At 60.1% G+C, this 20,227-nt stretch carries 19 protein-coding genes and 1 pseudogene; 13 read left to right on the forward strand and 7 right to left on the reverse strand.

Annotation, left to right across the window (positions count from 1 at the left end; genetic code table 11):
• Nucleotides 1–208 precede the first annotated feature (208 nt).
• Nucleotides 209–937 (reverse strand): GntR family transcriptional regulator, encoded by a 729-nt coding sequence (locus FLQ44_RS00080; protein WP_147692518.1) that lies wholly within the window; start codon nt 935–937, stop codon nt 209–211.
• Between the two features lie 211 nt (nt 938–1,148).
• Here FLQ44_RS00080 and FLQ44_RS00085 point away from each other — a divergent pair, with 211 nt between their 5' ends.
• The 4 genes from FLQ44_RS00085 to FLQ44_RS00100 all read left to right on the forward strand — a co-directional run bounded on the left by FLQ44_RS00085 (nt 1,149) and on the right by FLQ44_RS00100 (nt 5,821).
• Nucleotides 1,149–2,129, forward strand: a complete 981-nt coding sequence (locus tag FLQ44_RS00085) for a malate dehydrogenase (RefSeq protein WP_147692519.1) — start codon at nt 1,149–1,151, stop codon at nt 2,127–2,129.
• 108 nt (nt 2,130–2,237) lie between these two features.
• A protein-coding gene (prfB, locus tag FLQ44_RS00090; RefSeq protein WP_147692571.1) for a peptide chain release factor 2 occupies nt 2,238–3,342 on the forward strand; the annotation gives its coding sequence in 2 pieces (ribosomal slippage) (nt 2,238–2,318 and nt 2,320–3,342; 1,104 coding nt in all).
• 60 nt (nt 3,343–3,402) lie between these two features.
• Nucleotides 3,403–4,911 carry a lysine--tRNA ligase gene (gene lysS / locus FLQ44_RS00095; RefSeq protein WP_147692520.1) on the forward strand — a complete coding sequence of 503 codons (1,509 nt, stop codon included), beginning with the start codon at nt 3,403–3,405 and terminating at the stop codon, nt 4,909–4,911.
• A 472-nt stretch (nt 4,912–5,383) separates the two neighbouring features.
• Nucleotides 5,384–5,821: a hypothetical protein gene (locus FLQ44_RS00100; protein WP_147692521.1), complete on the forward strand. Its 438-nt coding sequence runs from the start codon at nt 5,384–5,386 to the stop codon at nt 5,819–5,821.
• Between the two features lie 472 nt (nt 5,822–6,293).
• Here the strand turns inward: FLQ44_RS00100 and FLQ44_RS00105 are convergent.
• A pseudogene (locus FLQ44_RS00105) lies at nt 6,294–6,632 on the reverse strand (transposase); the annotation flags it as partial.
• A 118-nt stretch (nt 6,633–6,750) separates the two neighbouring features.
• Nucleotides 6,751–7,185, reverse strand: a complete 435-nt coding sequence (locus tag FLQ44_RS00110; protein WP_147692523.1) for an MAPEG family protein — start codon at nt 7,183–7,185, stop codon at nt 6,751–6,753.
• A 483-nt stretch (nt 7,186–7,668) separates the two neighbouring features.
• Between FLQ44_RS00110 and FLQ44_RS00115 the strand changes: the two genes are divergently transcribed.
• The 3 genes from FLQ44_RS00115 to FLQ44_RS00125 all read left to right on the forward strand — a co-directional run bounded on the left by FLQ44_RS00115 (nt 7,669) and on the right by FLQ44_RS00125 (nt 9,169).
• The gene (locus tag FLQ44_RS00115) at nt 7,669–8,034 is read left to right on the forward strand and encodes a hypothetical protein (RefSeq protein ID WP_147692524.1); all 366 of its coding nucleotides are present in this window, start codon (nt 7,669–7,671) and stop codon (nt 8,032–8,034) included.
• A gap of 69 nt (nt 8,035–8,103) precedes the next feature.
• On the forward strand, nt 8,104–8,409 hold the full coding sequence (locus tag FLQ44_RS25485; RefSeq protein WP_147692525.1) for a MafI2 family immunity protein: 306 nt from the start codon (nt 8,104–8,106) through the stop codon (nt 8,407–8,409).
• A 253-nt stretch (nt 8,410–8,662) separates the two neighbouring features.
• Nucleotides 8,663–9,169 (forward strand): hypothetical protein, encoded by a 507-nt coding sequence (locus FLQ44_RS00125; protein ID WP_147692526.1) that lies wholly within the window; start codon nt 8,663–8,665, stop codon nt 9,167–9,169.
• 248 nt (nt 9,170–9,417) lie between these two features.
• Here FLQ44_RS00125 and FLQ44_RS00130 read toward each other — a convergent pair whose 3' ends face one another.
• Nucleotides 9,418–10,734, reverse strand: a complete 1,317-nt coding sequence (locus tag FLQ44_RS00130; RefSeq protein WP_147692527.1) for an enoyl ACP reductase FabMG family protein — start codon at nt 10,732–10,734, stop codon at nt 9,418–9,420.
• 158 nt (nt 10,735–10,892) lie between these two features.
• Nucleotides 10,893–13,709 (reverse strand): EAL domain-containing protein, encoded by a 2,817-nt coding sequence (locus FLQ44_RS00135; protein WP_147692528.1) that lies wholly within the window; start codon nt 13,707–13,709, stop codon nt 10,893–10,895.
• Between the two features lie 180 nt (nt 13,710–13,889).
• On the opposite strand from FLQ44_RS00135, the gene FLQ44_RS00140 reads away from it, so the two are divergent.
• From FLQ44_RS00140 to FLQ44_RS00165, 6 genes are all read left to right on the forward strand, one after another.
• Nucleotides 13,890–15,209, forward strand: coding sequence for a TRZ/ATZ family hydrolase (locus FLQ44_RS00140; protein ID WP_147684439.1), 1,320 nt, complete (start codon nt 13,890–13,892; stop codon nt 15,207–15,209).
• 12 nt (nt 15,210–15,221) lie between these two features.
• Complete coding sequence (gene ubiG / locus FLQ44_RS00145) at nt 15,222–15,920, forward strand: bifunctional 2-polyprenyl-6-hydroxyphenol methylase/3-demethylubiquinol 3-O-methyltransferase UbiG (RefSeq protein WP_147692529.1); 699 nt, start codon at nt 15,222–15,224, stop codon at nt 15,918–15,920.
• A gap of 83 nt (nt 15,921–16,003) precedes the next feature.
• Nucleotides 16,004–16,732 carry a tRNA adenosine(34) deaminase TadA gene (tadA, locus tag FLQ44_RS00150; RefSeq protein WP_147692530.1) on the forward strand — a complete coding sequence of 243 codons (729 nt, stop codon included), beginning with the start codon at nt 16,004–16,006 and terminating at the stop codon, nt 16,730–16,732.
• Nucleotides 16,729–17,352: a L,D-transpeptidase gene (locus tag FLQ44_RS00155; protein WP_147692531.1), complete on the forward strand. Its 624-nt coding sequence runs from the start codon at nt 16,729–16,731 to the stop codon at nt 17,350–17,352. The genes tadA and FLQ44_RS00155 overlap by 4 nt, the downstream gene beginning before the upstream one ends.
• A 2-nt stretch (nt 17,353–17,354) precedes the next feature.
• On the forward strand, nt 17,355–17,762 hold the full coding sequence (locus FLQ44_RS00160; RefSeq protein WP_147692532.1) for a DUF2721 domain-containing protein: 408 nt from the start codon (nt 17,355–17,357) through the stop codon (nt 17,760–17,762).
• A 428-nt stretch (nt 17,763–18,190) separates the two neighbouring features.
• The gene (locus FLQ44_RS00165) at nt 18,191–18,853 is read left to right on the forward strand and encodes a GntR family transcriptional regulator (RefSeq protein ID WP_147692533.1); all 663 of its coding nucleotides are present in this window, start codon (nt 18,191–18,193) and stop codon (nt 18,851–18,853) included.
• 69 nt (nt 18,854–18,922) lie between these two features.
• Here FLQ44_RS00165 and FLQ44_RS00170 read toward each other — a convergent pair whose 3' ends face one another.
• A complete protein-coding gene (locus FLQ44_RS00170; RefSeq protein ID WP_147692534.1) occupies nt 18,923–19,423 on the reverse strand; it encodes a dihydrofolate reductase in 501 nt (166 codons plus the stop codon).
• The gene (locus tag FLQ44_RS00175) at nt 19,420–20,214 is read right to left on the reverse strand and encodes a thymidylate synthase (RefSeq protein ID WP_147692535.1); all 795 of its coding nucleotides are present in this window, start codon (nt 20,212–20,214) and stop codon (nt 19,420–19,422) included. The genes FLQ44_RS00170 and FLQ44_RS00175 overlap by 4 nt, the downstream gene beginning before the upstream one ends.
• Between the last annotated feature and the right edge of the window lie 13 nt (nt 20,215–20,227).

Below are 20,227 nucleotides of genomic sequence, written 5' to 3' on the forward strand. Positions count from 1 at the left end.
TGTGCATGTACCAAGTGGTTATACCCGGCCCCCGCCATGGTTGCAGGGGCCATCGGAACGGGAGCCAGCACGGCACTCCCACCCATCAAAACATGTTGAACCAATGCTGCAGGTGCAACATGTCCCTGAGATTCTATCAAAACCGCGCCCTGCTGCGGACGCCAAACAGCCAGACAAAGACCATCCAGCCACATAATTTGCCCGCGAATCAGGGATTTCCCTGACGTATCAGGCCAAATTTGTCCGTCACGCACCAGCGCTCGCGCCACTCCACCGGCACGCCCTGCATATCGCAAGACAGCCGCAGATACTGCAACAGCGGCACACCATCAGCTACGGACAACAACTGCATTTCTTCACGCCCTGGCAGAATCGCGCGCCACTGCTCTGCCTGTACCCGCAAGCGCACGCCAAAGTGCTGCTGCAACAGCGACCACACGCCAGGCATCTGGCGCAGCCAGCGGGTATCGATGGCATCAAAGCGTTCTACCGGCAGCATTACATCGTCCAGCGCCACCACCTGCCCCTGCATGCGCCACAGCATGCGTATGCGGTGCAAGGGCGCACTGCGGCGCAAACCCATGGCTGCGGCCAACTCCTCATGCGCATGTACCCGGCTTACCCCCAGAAACTCGCGCAACAGGCGGTCCGGCTTTTCGGCCAGCAAACCGGGCGACACCATCGCCAGGCCTGCCCAGTCATCCAGCGGGGCTGACACAAAGGTGCCCCTGCCCTGCTGGCGGTATAGCACACCGTCGTTAACCAGTTCGGTCAAAGCCTTGCGTACTGTGCCCTGGCTTACGGCAAACTGGTCTGCCAGGTCCCACTCGCTGGGTAGCAGCTCGTTACTGGCCCACTCCCCTTCGGCAATACGTTCTAGCACCTGCAGCTTTACTTGCTCATAAAGCGGTAACCGATGTAGCGATTTTGCGTGCATGTGTTCTTTTTAACATCAAATAAATCAAGCGTAAAGATTAGTCTTATATAAGACACAAGACAAGAGTAAATCTTGCTGCGCCGCACCACCCGCCTTGATACCCACAAATTGAACTTGGCGTGCTACACTCGATGCCAGTATTGCAAAGCAGCATGCGCAAGGAAGAGCATGCGCTACGCATCCATCGCCAAGTCCAAAGGAGAGTACATCGATGAAAGCCCCCGTTCGCGTTGCCGTTACTGGTGCAGCCGGTCAGATTGGTTACAGCCTGTTGTTCCGCATTGCCAGTGGCGAAATGCTGGGTAAAGACCAACCGGTCATCCTGCAGCTGCTGGACCTGCCACAGGCACAAACCGCTGTAAAAGGCGTGATGATGGAGCTGGAAGACTGCGCCTTCCCGCTGCTGGCCGGCATGGTCGCTACCGATGACCCGGAAGTAGCTTTCAAGGATGTACAAGTTGCCCTGCTGGTAGGCGCACGCCCACGCAGCAAAGGCATGGAACGCAAAGACCTGCTCACCGCCAACGCCGAAATCTTCACCGTACAAGGCGCCGCCCTGAACAAAGTGGCCGACCGCAACGTAAAAGTACTGGTAGTCGGCAACCCGGCCAACACCAACGCCTACATCGCCATGAAGTCGGCACCGGATCTGAACCCGAACAACTTCACCGCCATGTTGCGCCTGGACCACAACCGCGCCCTGTCGCAACTGGCTGCCAAAACCGGCAAAGCCGTGGCCGACATCGAGAAGCTGGCCGTATGGGGCAACCACTCCCCAACCATGTACGCTGACTACCGCTACGCCACCATCAATGGCGAATCGGTAAAAGACATGATCAACGACCACGAATGGAACCGCGACGTGTTCCTGCCTACCGTAGGCAAACGTGGCGCAGCCATCATCGAAGCCCGTGGCCTGTCGTCTGCTGCTTCTGCGGCCAACGCTGCCATCGACCACATCCGCGATTGGGCCCTGGGCACCAACGGCAAGTGGGTTACCATGGGTATCCCGTCCGACGGTTCCTACGGCATTCCGAAAGACGTGATGTTCGGCTTCCCGGTAACCTGCGAAAACGGCCAGTACACCATCGTACAAGGCCTGGAAATCGACGAATTCAGCCGTAGCTGCATCAACGTTACCCTGAACGAGCTGGAAGAAGAACGCGCTGGCGTAGCCCACCTGCTGGGTTAATGAGCTAGCTGTTCAGCCCAAAGCGCACCGCAAGGTGCGCTTTTTGTCTTTACTGAAATACCCTGTCATCTTGTTTATATTGCTCTTTTTGGAGGTCGCAATACCATGATTGAAGCTGAAGTACTCAATCAAATTCAGGCTCAGATCGACGATCTGACTACCCGCAACACCGATATCCGGGGGTATCTTTGACTACGACGGTAAAAAAGACCGTCTGGAAGAAGTAAGCCGCCTCACCGAAGACCCCGATATCTGGAACGACCCCAAAAAGGCGCAAGAACTCGGCCGTGAACGCAAGCAGCTGGAAGACGTGGTATTGGTGATCGAAGGCATCGCCAACACCCTGGCCGACTGCGGCGAGCTGTTTGAAATGGGCAAGGCCGAAGAAGACGACGACACCATCCTGGCGGTAAAAGCCGACCTGGACAGCGTGGAAGAAAAGCTGGCCAAGCTGGAATTCCGCCGCATGTTCCACGACCCGATGGACCCGAACAACTGCTTCCTGGACATCCAGGCCGGCGCCGGCGGTACCGAAGCGCAAGACTGGGCAGGCATGCTGCTGCGCATGTACGTGCGCTACGCCGAACGCAAAGGCTTCAAGGTAGACATCCTGGAAGAATCCGAAGGCGAAGTGGCCGGCATCAGCAGCGCCACCATCAAGATCGAAGGCGAATACGCCTACGGCCTGCTGCGTACCGAAGTAGGCGTACACCGCCTGGTGCGCGTGTCGCCGTTCGACTCCAACGCGCGCCGCCACACCTCGTTCTGCTCCGTGTTTGTGTACCCGGAAGTAGACGACAGCTTCGAGATCACCATCAACCCGGCCGATGTGCGTACCGACACCTACCGCGCCAGCGGTGCCGGCGGCCAGCACATCAACAAAACCGACTCCGCCGTACGCCTGACCCACGGCCCGACCGGCATTGTGGTGCAGTGCCAGAACGACCGTTCGCAGCACCGCAACCGTGACGAAGCCTGGCAGATGCTGCGTGCCAAGCTGTACGAGCGCGAACTGAAACTGCGTAACGAAGCCAAGCAATCGCTGGAAGACAGCAAGACCGACGTAGGTTGGGGTCACCAGATCCGCTCCTACGTATTCGACCAGTCGCGCATCAAGGATCTGCGCACCAGCTACGAGGTAGGCAACATCAAAGCCGTCATGGACGGCGACCTCGACGGCTTTATCGAAGCCAGCCTGAAACAAGGCGTGTAAGCCATACCCAAGGTTGGCCGCAAGACTGCGGCCAACCTTTTACATTAACGGAGATCCCCCATGTCGGAACAAGAATCCAGCCTGCAGCAGCACGACGAAAACCACATCATGGCCGAGCGCCGTGAAAAACTGAAAGCCATCCGCGAAGCCGGTGTTGCCTTCCCCAACGACTTCAAGCGCGAACACCTCAGCGGCGACCTGCACGCCGCCTACAACGACAAAAGCAAAGAAGAGCTCGAGCCGCTGAACATCCAGGTAGCCGTAGCCGGCCGCATGATGCTCAAGCGCGTGATGGGTAAAGCCAGCTTCGCCACCCTGCAAGACGTTGCCGGCCAGATTCAGCTGTACATCAACGACCAGGGCGTCGGCGCCGACATCCACGCCGCCTTCAAACACTGGGACATGGGCGATATCCTGTCCGCCAAAGGCACCCTGTTCAAAACCAACAAAGGCGAGCTGTCGGTAAACGTCTCCGAGCTGCGCCTGCTGTCCAAATCGCTGCGCCCGCTGCCGGACAAGTTCCACGGCATGACCGACCAGGAACAAAAATACCGCCAGCGCTACGTTGACCTCATCATGAGCGAAGAGAGCCGCAGCACCTTCATCAAGCGCTCCAAAATCGTACAAACCGTGCGCGACGTGATGGTAAGCCAAGGCTACCTGGAAGTAGAAACCCCGATGATGCACCCCATCCCGGGCGGCGCCGCAGCCAAACCGTTTACCACCCACCACAACGCCCTGGACATGCCGCTGTACCTGCGCATCGCCCCCGAGTTGTACCTGAAACGCCTGGTGGTAGGCGGCCTGGAACGCGTGTTCGAAATCAACCGTAACTTCCGCAACGAGGGGATGAGCACACGCCACAACCCCGAGTTCACCATGATCGAATTCTACGAAGCCTACAGCGACTACCAGCGCATGATGGAGATGACCGAAAACATCATCCGCCAATGCGCCATCACCGCCACCGGCAACACCACCGTGACCTACGGCGGCAAAGAAGTCGACCTGGGCAAGCCGTTTGACCGCTTCACCATCGTGGGCGCCATCCAGCACTACAACCCGCAATACACCAACGAACAGCTGGCCGACGCCGAATGGGTCGCCGCCGAGATCAAGCGCCTAGGCGGCAAGCTGCCACCGGCACCTGGCCTGGGCAGCCTGCAGCTGGCGCTGTTTGAAGAATGTGCGGAAAGCCTGCTGTGGAACCCGACGTTCATCATCGACTACCCGGTGGAAGTGTCGCCGCTGGCACGCGGCTCCGACGCCGACGCCAACATCACCGAGCGCTTCGAGCTGTTCATTGTTGGCCGCGAACACGCCAACGGCTACTCCGAGCTGAACGACCCGGAAGACCAGGCCAACCGCTTCCTGTCCCAGGTAGCGCAGAAAGACGCCGGCGACGACGAAGCCATGCACTTTGACGCCGACTACATCCGCGCCATGGAATACGGCCTGCCCCCGACCGGCGGCTGCGGTATCGGCATCGACCGCCTGGTGATGCTGCTGACCGACGCCCCGTCCATCCGCGACGTCATCCTGTTCCCGCAGATGCGCCACGAAGCCTAAGCCTTACCGGACAAGGCCCGCGCCCAACCCCGCCTCGCCCCGCGCGACGCGGGGTTTTTCATGCCCAGATCTTCCTGCAGCAGGCTGCCTACTCGCAGCGAAAGTAGGGTGACAAAAGAATCACCGCTCTACTGACTCCTGCTACTCCCTCCCCTTGCTACCCGTGGTACTGACATCGCCGTGGTCCAGTAGCTCCTATAACGTGCGAATATCGTAGCCGGACTCAAGCAGATGGGTGACAAAGCTACTGACCTCCGCAGCCCCCATCTCGCACAGGTACCGATGAGGGTGAAAGCGCAAAAAGCGCCGTACCTAATTGACGTATTGCTGCTCGGTGCGCAGGCTGTCATGCCTGACTCGCAGCGTCTGGCGCAACACATCGAGCAAGCGTGGCGCGGCGGACCCATCTGGCTGCGTAGTTTTGGCATTGACGACTCCAATAGCTTGTAAAGCAAAGAGAAATACGCTTATCATGCCTAATGATACACAGAAAAAAATATACACCTGCGAAGGTATATATTTCACGTTAGGTATCTCTATGTTTGCTCTATTTATGTTTGGCCCACTCTCACTATTTGTCTTGCTGATTGGGATAGCTAGTATACAATTGTTTTTAAAAACTCAACGCCACGATTTAATAGATTTTTACTTCATTAGAACTACTGCGATTACAATAGCCATTGCTATTTTCATGCTCTATCAATTCGGATTAGATCAGCACAATAGAAGTGGTGATTATGCCAAAGTAAGCATATTATTTTTTGGCATCGTTGGTTGGCATCTACCATTTTTATTGGCTGGTATGTTTTATCACCTGTGGTTCAGTTCTTACCGTGCATTTTCCCTTGGGTGCACTATTGCTTCCATTTGGTGGGTATTTTATATATGGTCATTGACACATTGGAATTAGTCATACCAATACTTAACCCATCGTTCAACACGGACAGTCAGCAATGCCGGCGGCTTCGCCTATTTTCGGCCTTGCTGCCAGCCGATTAACTCAAAAATTAGCAAGTAGCCCGGATAAGGCGCAGCCGCAGCCGCGGAACAGCCAGACACCCAGGTTGGCCGCATCCTGTCAGATGACCAAGTGACAGCACCAAGACAATCAACCCAGGATGCGCCATTAGCTTATCTGGGCTAGGGCTGTTGGTTTCTTGGATGTGTGGTACTGAGGAGGACTGCGTATCGGTAAAAGCTGCCTGTCGACAGATGAGTGGGAAACGACCGGTTTACACAGAATTACGGACAGGCGCTGCCGTCACTTCGCCATCTGACAGGATACGACCAACCTTGGGTATCCGGTTGTTCCCCGGATGCGGCTACGCCTTATCCGGGCTACTTGCTGATTGATCGTGTAAAACAGGGCTTCAGTCAGTTTGTTTTTCCAGCAGATGGCGGAAGTTGAGCAGGGTGATCTCGTCCGGCACCGTATCGATATTGATCTGTGCGAAATGCCGCATGGAAGCGATTTCGTACAGACTCTCCTCCATGGATGGGTCGGACAGGGCATACCACTGCTGCAGATAATAGATGCGCAGCATGCTCGATAAGGGATAGGGGCGACTGCCATTGCCGGCCTTGGGGTAGAAGGGGGCGATGGCAGCTTCGAGCTTGTCCCACGGCATGACCTTGTCCATTTCGGCCAAGAAGATTTCTCGACGGGTCTGCTTCTTCTTTAAAGTCTGTTCGAGATCGGTGAAGCTCAGCTGCTTGCTCATCGCCAGTCCTCGGTGCGGTGGGATGATGAATTCTAACTGGAAGGTCGGGACTTGTTCAGACCTTCCCTAATGCCTGAATTAAGCCGCGCCGCGAAGCGGCGTCGGATTGAATGAATTGTTAGGCCGCAGCGCGACTCAAGAAATCAACGGCGTAGCTAATCCAAAGCACGACGAGCAATACAAGGCCTGACATGAATACTGGAAATCGATGCATCACTTTGTTGTAGGTGCATTGAATGAAGCTATGAAGGTAACGCAGACATACAAAGATCCAGGCGCCAACAATCAGCCAGTTAGGCGCGAACCCGGTAGCAATTGCGATTGCGCAAAGCGCATAAAAAAGTACTGGGGCTTCAAACAGATTCTTGTAGTTATCCGCGGCTTGTACATTTTCCAGACGCGCGGCGACCTGGATGGAGTTCGCGGTGGCTTGCGGATGAATTCGCTTTGAACGCATTTCGCGGATGCGGTTTTGAAGGAGTCGCAATGCAACCAGCAGCACTAAGAAAGTCATTGCTGCGCACGCTGCGACTAGGTGTTGTTGATTTGTCATTTCGATATAATCCTATGCGAGCTAACGTGAAATATACACCGTTGAAGAGGTATGCTTGGTTTATCTGTGTGTATAACTAGGCAAGATATACGCATTTCTTATTGTTTTACAAGCCATTGGAGTTACCAATGGAAAGTACACAGTCAGATGGGGCTGCCGCGCCACGCTTGCTCGATATATTGCGCCAGACGCTGTGAGTAAGGCATGACAGCCTGCGCACCGAGCAGCAAGTAGCCCGGATAAGGCACAGCCGCATCCGGGGAACAGCCAGATACCCAAAGTTGGCCGCACCCTGTTCAGATGACCAAGTGACAGCGCCAAGACAATCAACCCCGGATGCGCCGTTAGCTTATCCGGGCGACGGGCTGGGCAAATGAAATCACAGTGCAGCAAAACGTCGCTCAGGCGTATGCGATTGCAGTCCCCCCCCTCGCTCAAGCTGATCCGCTACTGCGTTTAGCTCGACCCTAAGGCCCCTCATTGATGAAACGTACTCTCACCTTTATCGTTGCCATAACCATCGCTACCAGCGTATGGGCGCAGCATGCGACAACATTCGTATTCGTGAAGATCACGGAGTCAATAATGCCCATTCAGCGCGGCGAGAAGTACGAGGATCCGCTAGACGAAGCCCTGAAAAAGGCAGGTCTCGGCGAGGTCACGGGAGCGGGGAGCATGCTGTCAAAAGAGAAGACCATTGAGTGGGTCGGCCTTGATGTAGAACTGACCGACCCAATAACAGGCATCCCGTTTCTTCGCAAGAAACTCACCGAACTGGGTGCACCAGCAGGGAGTGTGCTGGAGTACGAACTCAATGGAGAGACGCTTCAAGTGCCGGTGCGTGACTGAGGCGCCGAACATGCCCGTCAACGGGTCTTCCCGCATGCGCGCCTCCCCTCACGTCAGGCTTTAGACCGCATGGAACGTAACGTGCTCACCCTTTCCCTCGCCCGTGGGCTTCTTGGCGAAGTTCATCCGGTGCTTCGTGCGGCGTCCGCAGAGCTGGATGCGGCTAACCATGTGGTTCGCATCCGCTTCGAGTACGACGGAGAGCCGTCACGTGCCGCTCGGAAGAGCTGCTCGTGCGCAGCTACGGAGGTCATTGCAGATTTCGTGGCGCCGTGGGGCCTTGACGAGCAGCACGTGGTCCGGCCCCGGCCACAGCCAATCGCACCGTTGGCCCTGCTTGCCTACCAGCGGTGGGAACCCGAAAATGCAAGCTGACATTTTGCTCAAGGCCAATGTCCACTTGGCTTGCAGGCATCCTGCGCGGGTGGAGTACCAGCTGCTGTTCGTTCACACGTGGGTCCAACCCTTCTTCTTCCAGCGTGGTTGCAGCCAGAACACGGAAGCCGTGCGTTGTGGCCCTGTCCTGCCAGCCCATGCGGCCAACCTCGTGTAACCCCACGCCACCCGTCCGCTGCCAACCGCAGCGGCATCGCGTATGCTGTCAGCGTTCCTTTTTGGGTGCATACCGATGACGCAAGCGCTTCGCCTGGCCGCGCTGGCCCTGTGGCTGGCCAGCCTGCTGTGGCCGGCGGCTATTTCACCACACGGCGATATGCTGTTGGGTATCCAGCTACTGGCTAGCGGCACGCTGCTGCTGGCGGCGTGGCTGCCGGTTACTTTGCCGGGTTCGCCGTGGCTATGGCTGGGGGTGCTCAGTAACGGGCTGATGCTGGCCGAGCTGCGCCGCCAGCGGCAGCCACTGCGGCCAACTATCGGCCTGGGCGCGCTGCTGCTGTTGCTGGCGGTGGCGGTACATAACGTGATGTTGATACGGCCGCTGGTGGCGCTGCTGCCCAGCCTGCGGCTGCACGGCGCGTATTACTTGTGGGCGGCGAGCTTTGTGTTGCTGGCGCTGGCGGCGGTCAGCGAACACCCGGCGCTGGCGCGTGGCGTATTGCTGCGCAGCCTGTTGCTGCTGGGTATTGCGCTGTTGACGGGCTTTACCGGCGTGGCGGCTATCGTGCTGTTGCACTGAAAAGGACTGCATAGCGGCCGCTGCCAGGCCCGCCGTCCGGCCCGCCGTCCGGCCCGCAAGGTTGGCGCAGAGTGGGCATGATGGGCGTTTCCACGCTGCGGTGCGCTCAGACACGCCCAGCAGGCTTGGCTAGCCGATCAGCAGCAGGTTTGATGGCAACGCTGCCAGCCGCCCCCCGGTACGCGCATGAAAAAACCCCGGCCAGTAGACCGGGGTTTTGCTTTGCCTGTTGGCAAGCAACCAAACGCTTAGCTGTGCAGCTGGGCCAGCTGTTTGGCGATGATGTCGTGGTTCAGCCACAGCACCGGGCCGGCAGGGTTGGCCGCTTCGCCGAACATCAGCGGGCCGGTGCCTTCCAGCACCAGGGCGCTGAGGTGGTCGGTAACCAGTGCGCTACGCTCTTTGTGCTTGCTGGTGATGTCGTCGGAGGTGCCGATCATCACGTCGGCCAGCGCCGGGGAGTTGTCCATGGGCCAGGCGGCAAAGTCGCGGAAGGCCAGCATGGTGGCGTCGGTGTTGTAGCTTTCGATCTGCGCCAGCAGGTCTTCAATGCTGTAGCCGTCTTGCAGCAGCGCGTGGCAGGCGGCCCATTGCGCTTCGGTCCAGGCGCCCGGGGCTTCCTGGCGCAGGGCTTTGAGCAGCGGGAACAGCGACAGCTCCACGCCCACAAAGATGTCGGACGAGTTGGTGCGGATTTCCGGGCAGTTGAACACGGTGGCTTTGACACCCTGCTCCCACGCGGTGCGGGCGTGGTCTTCCAGGCGTTTTTTGGCGCCGCCCTGGGTGTAGTTGGTGTAGGTCTGCCACTGGTACTGGCCGTCGATCAGGATCTCGGTGCCGTGGTAGCCGTAGGCGGTGTAGCGTGCCTGGCCGCCGGTGGCTTCCAGGCGCTGGCGCAGCGCGGCGCTGCCGTCGATCAGGTACTGGAAGGTGTTGGCGGTGACTTCGTCGAAGTTCATCAGGATCAGCTTGCCCAGGTCGCTATCCAGCAGCGCACGCGACGACATGAAGCGGTCGCCACGGCCTTTGTAGATGCGGTTGGCAATGGCCAGGAACACTTTCACCTTGGGGATGCCGCCGGCCATGGTGTGGGCAAAGAACACATTGCTGCCGTCGGCTACCAGCGGCTCCAGCTGGGCCATGACTTCGGCTACGCTGTTTTTGAAGCGGGCCACGCCGGCTTCGCGGCAGCGTTCGATCTGCGCCCAGTCCAGCTTTTCGTCCTGCCAGTTTTTCAGGGTCAGTACCGACAGCAGCTCGGTGGGGGTGGGTTCGCCGGCCGGGGCGTCCAGGTCGAAACCGGCCATCAGCGGCACGTTGATCACCTTGCCGCCGATGCGGGCTTCGGCTTCGGCCAGCTCTTCGGCATTCAGCGGGCGCAGGCTGTTATCGGCTTCGCGTCGGCCCACGGTCAGGCCGATGATGGTCATGCCGGCGGCGCGGGCTTCGTTGATCAGGCCGTTGGCGTAGCCACGGCCGAACAGCTCGCCAAACAGCACGAATACGTCGCCCTGGCGGAAAAGTTTGCCTTGCGGGAGGTCGCGAAGAGAAGTCGGTGCGTTCACTGAACAGGTCTCGAATTAGGTTAATGGCTCGAATTCTAATTTGAACAGGGCAAGCTATCAAATTTGCCACTGTTTAGTTTGTGTAACCATGCGGCCAACCGGCGCCTGCCGGGCATGAAAAAACCCGGCCGCAGCCGGGTAGTTGGCCGCACGGCACATTATACCGGCGGGCGCAGGGTTTCTTGCCGCAGCAGGGGCTCTACCAGCTCGGCGGCCATGGGTTTGGCCAGCAGGTAGCCTTGCACCTGGTCGCAGCCGTGTTCTTCCAGGAACGACCATTGCTCGATGGTTTCCACGCCTTCGGCCACCACTTGCATGTTCAGGTTCTTGGCCATGTTGATGATGGCACGGGTAATGGCGGTGTCGTCCTGGTCGTCCGGGATATCGCGCACGAAGGAGCGGTCGATCTTGAGCTTGTCGGCCTTGAAGCGCTTGAGGTAGGCCAGGCTGGAGTAGCCGGTGCCGAAGTCGTCAATGGACATGCGGATGCCCATGGACTGGATGGCGCGGATGGTCTGGATGGTGGCGTCCATGTCGTCCATGATCACGCTTTCGGTCACTTCTACGTCCAGGCAGCTACCCGGCAGCTGGTAGGCGGCCAGCGCGTTGCTCAGCACCTGCACCAGGTCCTGGTGGCGGAACTGCAGCGCCGACAGGTTGACGCCCACGGTCACCAGCGGTAGGCCGGCAGCGTGCCAGGCGGCAATCTGGCGGCAGGCTTCGCGAATGACCCAGTTGCCGATCTGCACGATAAAGCCGCGCTCTTCGGCCACGTCGATGAAGTGCATCGGCCCCAGCAAGCCCAGCGACGGGTGGTTCCAGCGGATAAGCGCTTCGGCGCCGATGATCTTGCCGCTGGCAATGTCTACCTGTGGCTGATAGTGCAGGATGAATTCGTTGTGCTCTACCGCGTAGCGCAGCTGGCTTTCGATGGCCAGAATCTCGCGGGCGCGGGCGTTCAGGTCGGCGGTGTAGAACTTGTAGTTGTTACGCCCGCTGGATTTGGCGTGGTACATGGCCGCATCGGCGTTGCGGACCAGGGTGTCGAAGTCGCGGCCGTCTTCCGGGAAGATACTGATACCGATACTGCCGCTAATGGACAGGGTGTGGTTGTACACCTCCAGCGGGATGCCGAATTCGGTGAGGATGCGCTCGGCCACGTGGGCGGCCACGGCGGCATCGCTGATCAGCGGCAGCAGCACAATGAATTCGTCGCCGCCCTGGCGCGCCACCACCTCGCCGGTGCCCAGCACCTTGCGGATGCGCTCGGATGCCATCTTGAGCAGGATGTCGCCGGCGGCGTGGCCCAGCGATTCGTTAACGGTTTTGAAACGGTCCAGATCCAGCAGCAGGATGGCCAGCTTGCCGTTGTCGCGCACGGCGTTCTGGATGGCCAGCAGCGCACGGTCTTGCAGGTGGCCACGGTTGGGCAGGCCGGTCAGCACGTCGAAGTGGGCCAGGAACTGGATGCGCTCGTCGGCGGCTTTGCGCTCGGACTGGTCGCTGAAAATGGCCACGTAGTGGGTCACTTCGCCGGTAGGGCTTTTCACCACGTTGATGGCCAGCCATTCCGGGTACACCTCGCCATTTTTGCGGCGGTTCCATACCTCGCCCTGCCAGAAGCCCTCTTCGCGCAGCTCTTTCCACATGGCTTCGTAGAACTCGCTGCTGTGGCGGCCAGAGGTCAGCACGGTGGGGCGCTGGCCCAGTACTTCGTCCTGGCTGAAGCCGGTGATTTCGGTAAAGGCGCGGTTGACGGAGCGGATCAGCACGTCGGCGTCGGTAATCATGATGCCTTCGGCGGTGTTCTCGAACACCTTGGCGGCCAGCTGCATGCGCTCTTCGGCGGCGCGGCGTTCGGAGATGTCGCGCACCATGCGCCACACGGCGGTGATGCGGCCGGCGGCGTCGCGCATGGCCACGGTCTTGACGCTGACCGGGATAGGGTTGCCGACGCGGTTGATGTACTGCACTTCGAATTCGTCGCAGAAGCCGAAGCGCATCACCTTGTGGTCCAGGTTGTAGCGCTCTTGTGGCTCGCTTTCGCGGTCCAGCAGGCCCCAGAAGTTTTGCAGCTTGAGCTGGTCCAGGCTGTAGCCCAGCAGGCTGAGGAAGGCCGGGTTGGCGTCGATGATCTGGCCTTCCAGCGAGCTGATCACGATGCCGTCCAGGTTGGACCAGAACAGCTCGCGGTATTTGTTTTCCGAGCGGCGCAGCGCGTCTTCTACCTCGCGGCGGCGTTCGATATCGGCTTCCAGCGCCAGGGTTTTGGACTTGAGCTCGTCGATCAGGCGTTTCAGCTCGGCGCGCATCCACTCCAGGTGCTTGCCCACGGTGCCGATTTCGTCCTGGCGGCCCCAGTGAAACGGCTCGTCCAGCTTGAGTGCGGCCAACTGTGTGGCCTGCTCGGACAACTGGCGGATGGGGCGCAGAAAGCGCGAGTGCAGAATGGTCATGATCAGCAGCACGGACAGCAGCAGCTGCGCGACCACGATCATCAACAGGTTTTTCAGCTGGTTACGCTGGTCGATCGCCAGGTGCTCGGTATCAAATTCTATGCTGACCTGGCCGATGGCCTCGCCGCGGTACACCACGTCTTTCTGCACAAAGGCTACGCTGCCAATGCGGCGCTCGCTGCGCAGGGTAGACAGAAAGACGGTGTTGGACTGGGTGTCGGACACGCGGATGGAAATCACGCGGGTGTCGTCCATCACCGAGGAAACCAATGGTGCGCCAGCTTGTCTGCTCAGGTTCCACAGCGGCTCCTGCATGCCCAGCGCCACGATGTCCAGCAGGCGCTTCTGGTCCACTGCCAGCTGGTTTTCCATGCGCTCGCGCTGCAGGTTGTAGCTGAGCACGGTGATGATGACCGCCGGAATCAGCAAACCCAACACAAGCGCCATCAGGAAAACTTGCCGCAAAGACAAACGAGAACCGATAAGGTAGCTATCGAAGTTGTCTGGCTTCTGGTTCATGGAGTCGTTTACCCTCAGGGCACTTTGCCGCTGGTTTCATCAGTTATCTGCACAGAATAAGCGCCCTTGCCGTGGTGTGCAAAGACGCTGTGTGCATAGTATACACAGGGATGGCCGGTTGCCGAATGCCGAACAGCCCGCCTACAATCCTTGGCTAACTTTATAAAAGGCAGATATCACATGGAAAACAATCGCTTCGACCAATTGCTCTGTGCCCGCTGGATCATTACGGTGGAGCAAGATGGTGTGGTGCTGGAAAACCACGCTGTGGGTATCAAGGATGGCCGCATTGCCGCCATCCTGTCGCCAGAGCAGATCGCAGCAGCCGACGCCACCGAACGGGTGATGCTGGATAACCATGTGTTGATGCCGGGCCTGGTGAACCTGCACGGCCACAGCGCCATGACGCTGCTGCGCGGCATGGCCGACGACAAAGCGCTGATGGACTGGCTGCAAAACCACATCTGGCCGGCCGAAGGCAAACACGTTAGCGAGCAGTTCGTGTTCGACGGCGCGCTGCTGGCCATGGGCGAGATGTTCCGCAGCGGCACCACCACCATCAACGACATGTACTTCTTCCACGACGCCATGGCGCGCGCGGGCCTGCAAGCCGGCATGCGTACCTTTGTGGGCTGCTCGATTCTGGAATTCCCCACCGCCTACGGCCAGAACGCCGACGACTACATTGCCAAGGGCCTGGCCGATGCGGCCAACTACCAGGGCAACGAGCTGATTACCTTCACGCTGGCCCCGCATGCACCGTACACCGTGTCCGACGATACCTTCCGCAAGGTGGTGGCGCTGGCCGACGAGCACGACATGCTGATCCACTGCCACATCCACGAAACCCAGGACGAGGTAAACGGCGGCGTAGCCGAGCACGGCGTGCGCCCGCTGGCGCGCCTGGACAAGCTGGGCATGCTGAGCCCGCGCCTGATTGCCGCACACATGGTGCACCTGAATGATGAAGAGATCGCCCTGTGTGCCGAGCGTGGTGTGGCGATTGCCCACAACCCTACCAGCAATATGAAGCTGGCCTCCGGCATTGCCCCGGTACAAAAGCTGCTGGATGCCGGCGTAACGGTAGGTATCGGCACCGACGGCGCCGCCTCCAACAACAAGCTGGACATGCTGAGCGAAACCCGCATGGGCGCGCTGCTGGCCAAGGTCGGCACGCTGAACCCGGTAGCCGTACCGGCCGCCACCGCCATCCGCATGGCTACCCAGCAGGGTGCCAACGCGCTGCACATTGGCGACAAGGTCGGCAGCGTGACCGTTGGCAAGCTGGCCGACCTGATTGCCGTAGACCTGGCGCAGATCGAAACCAGCCCAAGCTTTGACCCGATTTCCCACATTGTGTACGCCGCCGGCCGCGAGCAGGTGAGCCACGTCTGGGTAAACGGCCGCAAGGTACTGAGCGAGCGCACGCTGACCACCCTGGACGAAGCCGACCTGAAAGCCCGTGCCGACGCCTGGCGCGTACGTATTCTGGCCAAATAAGCAGGACACGAAATGAGCAATGTAGACGAACTGGAGCTGGATAAATTCAGCCAGATAGCCCACAAGTGGTGGGACATGGACAGCGAGTTCAAACCGCTGCACGAGATCAACCCGCTGCGTCTGGACTTTATCGACAGCCACGCCGGCCTGGCCGGTAAAACCGTGCTGGACGTAGGCTGCGGCGGCGGCATTCTGGCCGAGAGCATGGCAGCACGCGGCGCCAGCGTCACCGGCATCGACCTGGCGAAAAAGTCGCTGAAAGTGGCCCAGCTGCACGGCCTGGAAAGCGGCGTGAGCGTAAGCTACCGCTGCGTGCCGGTAGAAGAGCTGGCCGCAGAAGCACCCGCCAGCTTTGACGTGGTCACCTGCATGGAAATGCTGGAACACGTGCCGGACCCGCAAAGCGTGGTACGCGCCTGCGCGCAGCTGGTAAAGCCGGGCGGCTGGGTGTTTTTCTCTACCCTGAACCGCAATGCCAAGTCCTACCTGCTGGCGGTGCTGGCGGCGGAATACGTGCTGAACATGCTGCCCAAGGGCACGCACGAGTACGGCCGCTTCCTCAAGCCGTCCGAGCTGTCGCGCATGGCGCGTAACGCGGGCTTGGGCATCGAGACGCTGTCCGGCATGAGCTACAACCCGCTCACCCGCATTTACAGCCTGGGCAGCGACACCGATGTGAACTACCTGATCGCCACCCGCCGTCTAGCCTAACAAGGCAATACGGCCAACCCTGCGGCCAACCTTGCCCTGCACTGGCAGCGGCAGGTTGGCCGCAAGTCTGTGACGGAACCTGCATGCTGACCTCGCCCCCTCTCCCACCCAAGGCCATACAGTGGCTGGCCGCGCTGGGCCTGAGCGATCGCGCCACCCTGCTGGCGTGTGGCAGCGTGCGCGCCTACCTGCTGCTGAAAGCCAGCGGCCATACGGTTACCGACAAGCTGCTGTTTGCGCTGGAAGCCACCGCACGCGGCGTGCACTGGTCTGCGCTGACCGATAACGACCGCCAGGCGCTGCGCCAAGCCGCCGCAGCCCACGCGCCGGTGCGGCCGTTACCACCCGCGAACGAACTGCAGCAGCATATGCAGGCAGCCCTGGCACTGGCCCGGCAAGCCGCCAGCGCAGGCGAAGTACCCGTCGGGGCAGTGGTAGTAAAAGAGGGGCAGATTATCGGCCAGGGCTATAACCAGCCCATCAGCCGCCACGACCCCTCGGCGCACGCCGAAATGGTGGCGCTGCGCCAGGCCGCGCAGGCGCTGGGCAATTACCGCCTGGCCGGCTGCACGCTGTACGTTACGCTGGAACCCTGCGCCATGTGCAGCGGTGCCATACTGCATAGTCGGCTGGACCAGGTGATCTACGGTGCCCGCGAAGCACGTACCGGCGCAGCCGGCAGCGTGATAGACCTGTTTGCCCTGCGCCAGCTCAATAGCCACACCGCCATCGATGGCGGTATCGCCGCGCAGGAAAGCGCAGACCTGCTGGCCAGCTTTTTTGCCAATCGTCGCCCGGGAGGCACACCATGAAACCCCTGCTGGCCACCCTGTTACTGGCCCTGCCCTGCTGGGCCACCGCCAGCGAGTACCAGCTGGTAGAGCAGCTGCAAAACCAGCCGCTGCAGCCGGTACAGCTCAAACCGAACCCGCGCACCCCCGGTGCACCGTGGATCGAGGTAGGCGTACAAAGCCAGCGCCTGGCGCTATACGACGAGCGCGGCATGCCGGTGCGGCAGTTTGTGATCTCTACTGCCAGCAAAGGCGTGGGCGAGCGGGTAAACAGCTACCAGACCCCACGCGGCTGGCACAAGGTATGCGAGCGCATTGGCGATGGCATCGCGCGTGACACCATTATTTACCGCCGCCAGATCACCCCCTGGCTGTACACGCCGCAGCTCCATGCCGAGTACCCCAACAAAGACTGGATACTGACGCGCATCCTGTGGCTGTGCGGCCAGGAGCCCGGCCTGAACCAGGGCGGCGACGTGGACAGCTACGACCGCGCCATTTACCTCCATGGTGCCGGTGGCCACGTGGCCTTTGGCACCCCTACCTCGCGCGGCTGCGTGCGCATGAGCGGCGACGACATCATCGACCTGTACGACATCACCCCCAACGGCATCGACGTACTCATCAACGAAACCCTGTAACCATGCTGAACCTCACCACACCCGCCCTGCTGTTTCCCGCCATTTCCCTGCTGCTGCTGGCCTATACCAACCGCTACCTGGCGCTGGCCGGCATCATTCGCGGCCTGTACGACGACTACCAGCAACAGCCCAGCGACAAGCTGGTGCAGCAAATCGGCAACCTGCGCCGCCGCATCGCGCTGATCAAGGGCATGCAGAGCCTGGGGGTGGGCAGCCTGTTTTTGTGCGTGGTGGCCATGTTCATGATCTACACAGGTTGGCCGCAGTCGGCGCAGTACATCTTTGGTGTCAGCCTGCTGCTGCTGATCGTGTCGCTGGGCATGTCGCTGCTGGAGCTACGCATGTCTACCGACGCGCTGAACATCCTGCTATCCGACCTGGTCGCCGCCGAACGCGAGCGGCAGCGCTAGCGCTGGACAAGCCATCCAGCGCCAGGTGCGGGCAAAAAAAATGCCTCCCCCGCAATGGGAGAGGCAAACACCCGTGTCGTACCTGCAAGGTTCCCAAAGGAACACGCAATAGCATTCACTATCACTCTTGAAGCAGCTGTCCAAACAAAAACCTTGCGAGCCACATTGTGGTGTTAGCCCCTGAATCTCCTCGCGCGGCCTTGCTTAAACAAGCGTTTGAATAGTACGGGTTTTCCCTGACACATCACAAGTACTGTTGCAGATTTTGGCTGCGTAATGATGGCTTTACACAACACTTGCCATCGCGGCTGCCGAAACATACAGGCGGCGGCTACATAGCCCGGCCTGCCCCTGCAGTGCTAGAATCTGTCGAAAGTCCGATTGCCGGACAATATAAAACAACGATAAGTCCCCACCAGGAGGCCGACTTGAGCTTCAAGGCTAACGATTCACTCACCGAACAGATTGCGCAGTACCTGGGCAACAAGATCGTCTCTGGCGACATCGCCCCCGGTGCCCGCGTGCAGGAGCTGCGTATTGCGGCCGAGCTGGATGTCAGCCGCGGCTCCGTACGCGAAGCACTGCTGATCCTGCAGCGCCGCCATCTGGTGGATATCTACCCGCGCCGCGGTGCGATTGTGTCCAGCATCAACCGCGACGATGTGCGCGAGCTGTTCGAGCTATGGTTCTTGCTGCTGGAGCAAGTGGCCGTGCAGCTATCGCAGCACTGGCAAAACGACGACCTGGCAGGTTTCATCGAAATCATGACCGAGCTGGGCGAACAGCACCGCAAGGGCGATACCGAGGCGTTTTATCACACCGGCGTCAGCTTCCTTAGCCTGCTGTACCAGCACGCAGGCAACCGCTACACCCAGCAAATGCTGTTCGACCTGCTACCGCAGGCACAGCGCAGCCTGTACGCCATCCTGCGTGCTGGCAAAGGCCAGCTGGACCGCACCCATGCGTTTCTGGACAGCCTGCTCAAAGCCATCATCGCCCGCGACCAGGCCGCCATCCGCCAGATGGTGCCCGAGTTCGGCAGCGCCTACAGCCTGCTGGCACAGGCATCGGCCGAGGCACTCGCCCAGTAAGCCTGTGGCTTGGGCAGCATGAAAAAGGGAGGCCGCAGCCTCCTTTTTTTCTTGGCACTTCGCGCCAGGCTACAGCGCTGGCGGGGCCAGCCGCTGGTAATCGGCAAAGCGGTACGACAGCCCCCCGGCACCGGTCTGGGGTTCATGCAGGGTAACGGCCCACTCGCTAGGCACCCAGGCGGGAAAGCAGGCGTCCCCTGCCACATCCAGCTCGATATGGGTCAGCGCCATGGCATGCGCCAGCGGTAGCGCCTGCGCGTACAGATTGGCACCGCCAATAATGCACACCTCGGGCGCGTCACCGGCCAGCGCCAGCGCGTCCGGCAGCGAGTGCGCTACCGTGACGCCATCGTGCTGCCAGTCTGCCTGGCGGCTGACCACAATATTGAGCCGGCCCGGCAAGGGGCGGCCAATCGAGTCAAATGTCTTGCGCCCCATGATCACCGGCTTGCCCAGCGTCACGGCCTTGAAGTGCTTCAGGTCTTCCGGCAGGTGCCATGGCAAGGTGTTATCGACACCTATTACATTGCCACGCGCCATGGCCGCTACCAGGGTAATGCGCGGGCTCATACTGCCACCTCGGCTTTGATATGCGGGTGCGGGTCGTAGCCTTCCAGCGTGAAGTCCTCGAACTTGAAAGCAAACAGGTCGGTTACCGCCGGGTTGATGCGCATCACCGGCAGTGGGCGCGGCTCGCGCGTGAGCTGCAGGCGGGTCTGTTCCAGGTGGTTGCTGTACAGGTGGGCGTCACCCAGGGTGTGGATGAACTCGCCTGGCTGCAGGCCGCATACCTGGGCCACCATCAGGGTCAGCAAGGCATAGCTGGCAATATTGAACGGTACACCCAGGAAAATATCGGCCGAACGCTGGTACAGCTGGCACGACAGCTTGCCGTCGGCCACGTAGAACTGGAACAGGCTGTGGCAAGGCGGCAGCGCCATCTCGTCTACCAGCGCCGGGTTCCATGCCGAGACCATCAGCCGGCGCGAGTCCGGGGTGCGGCGGATCATGTCCAGCAGCTTGGCGATCTGGTCGATATGGCGGCCATCGGGGGCGGGCCAGCTACGCCACTGGTAGCCGTATACCGGGCCGAGGTCGCCGTTTTCGTCTGCCCACTCGTCCCAGATGCGCACGCCGTTTTCCTGCAGGTAGCGAATATTGGTATCGCCGGACAAAAACCACAGCAGCTCGTGAATGATGGAGCGCAGGTGGCATTTTTTGGTGGTCACCAGCGGAAAGCCGTCGGCCAGGTCAAAGCGCATCTGGTAGCCGAAGACCGAGCGGGTGCCGGTGCCAGTGCGGTCGGACTTGTCTGTGCCGTTTTCCAGCACGTGGCGCATCAGGTCGAGATACTGTTTCATGGAGCTGCCGGGT

It is taken from the genome of Vogesella mureinivorans (assembly GCF_007644035.1).
GTDB classification, from domain to species: domain Bacteria; phylum Pseudomonadota; class Gammaproteobacteria; order Burkholderiales; family Chromobacteriaceae; genus Vogesella; species Vogesella mureinivorans.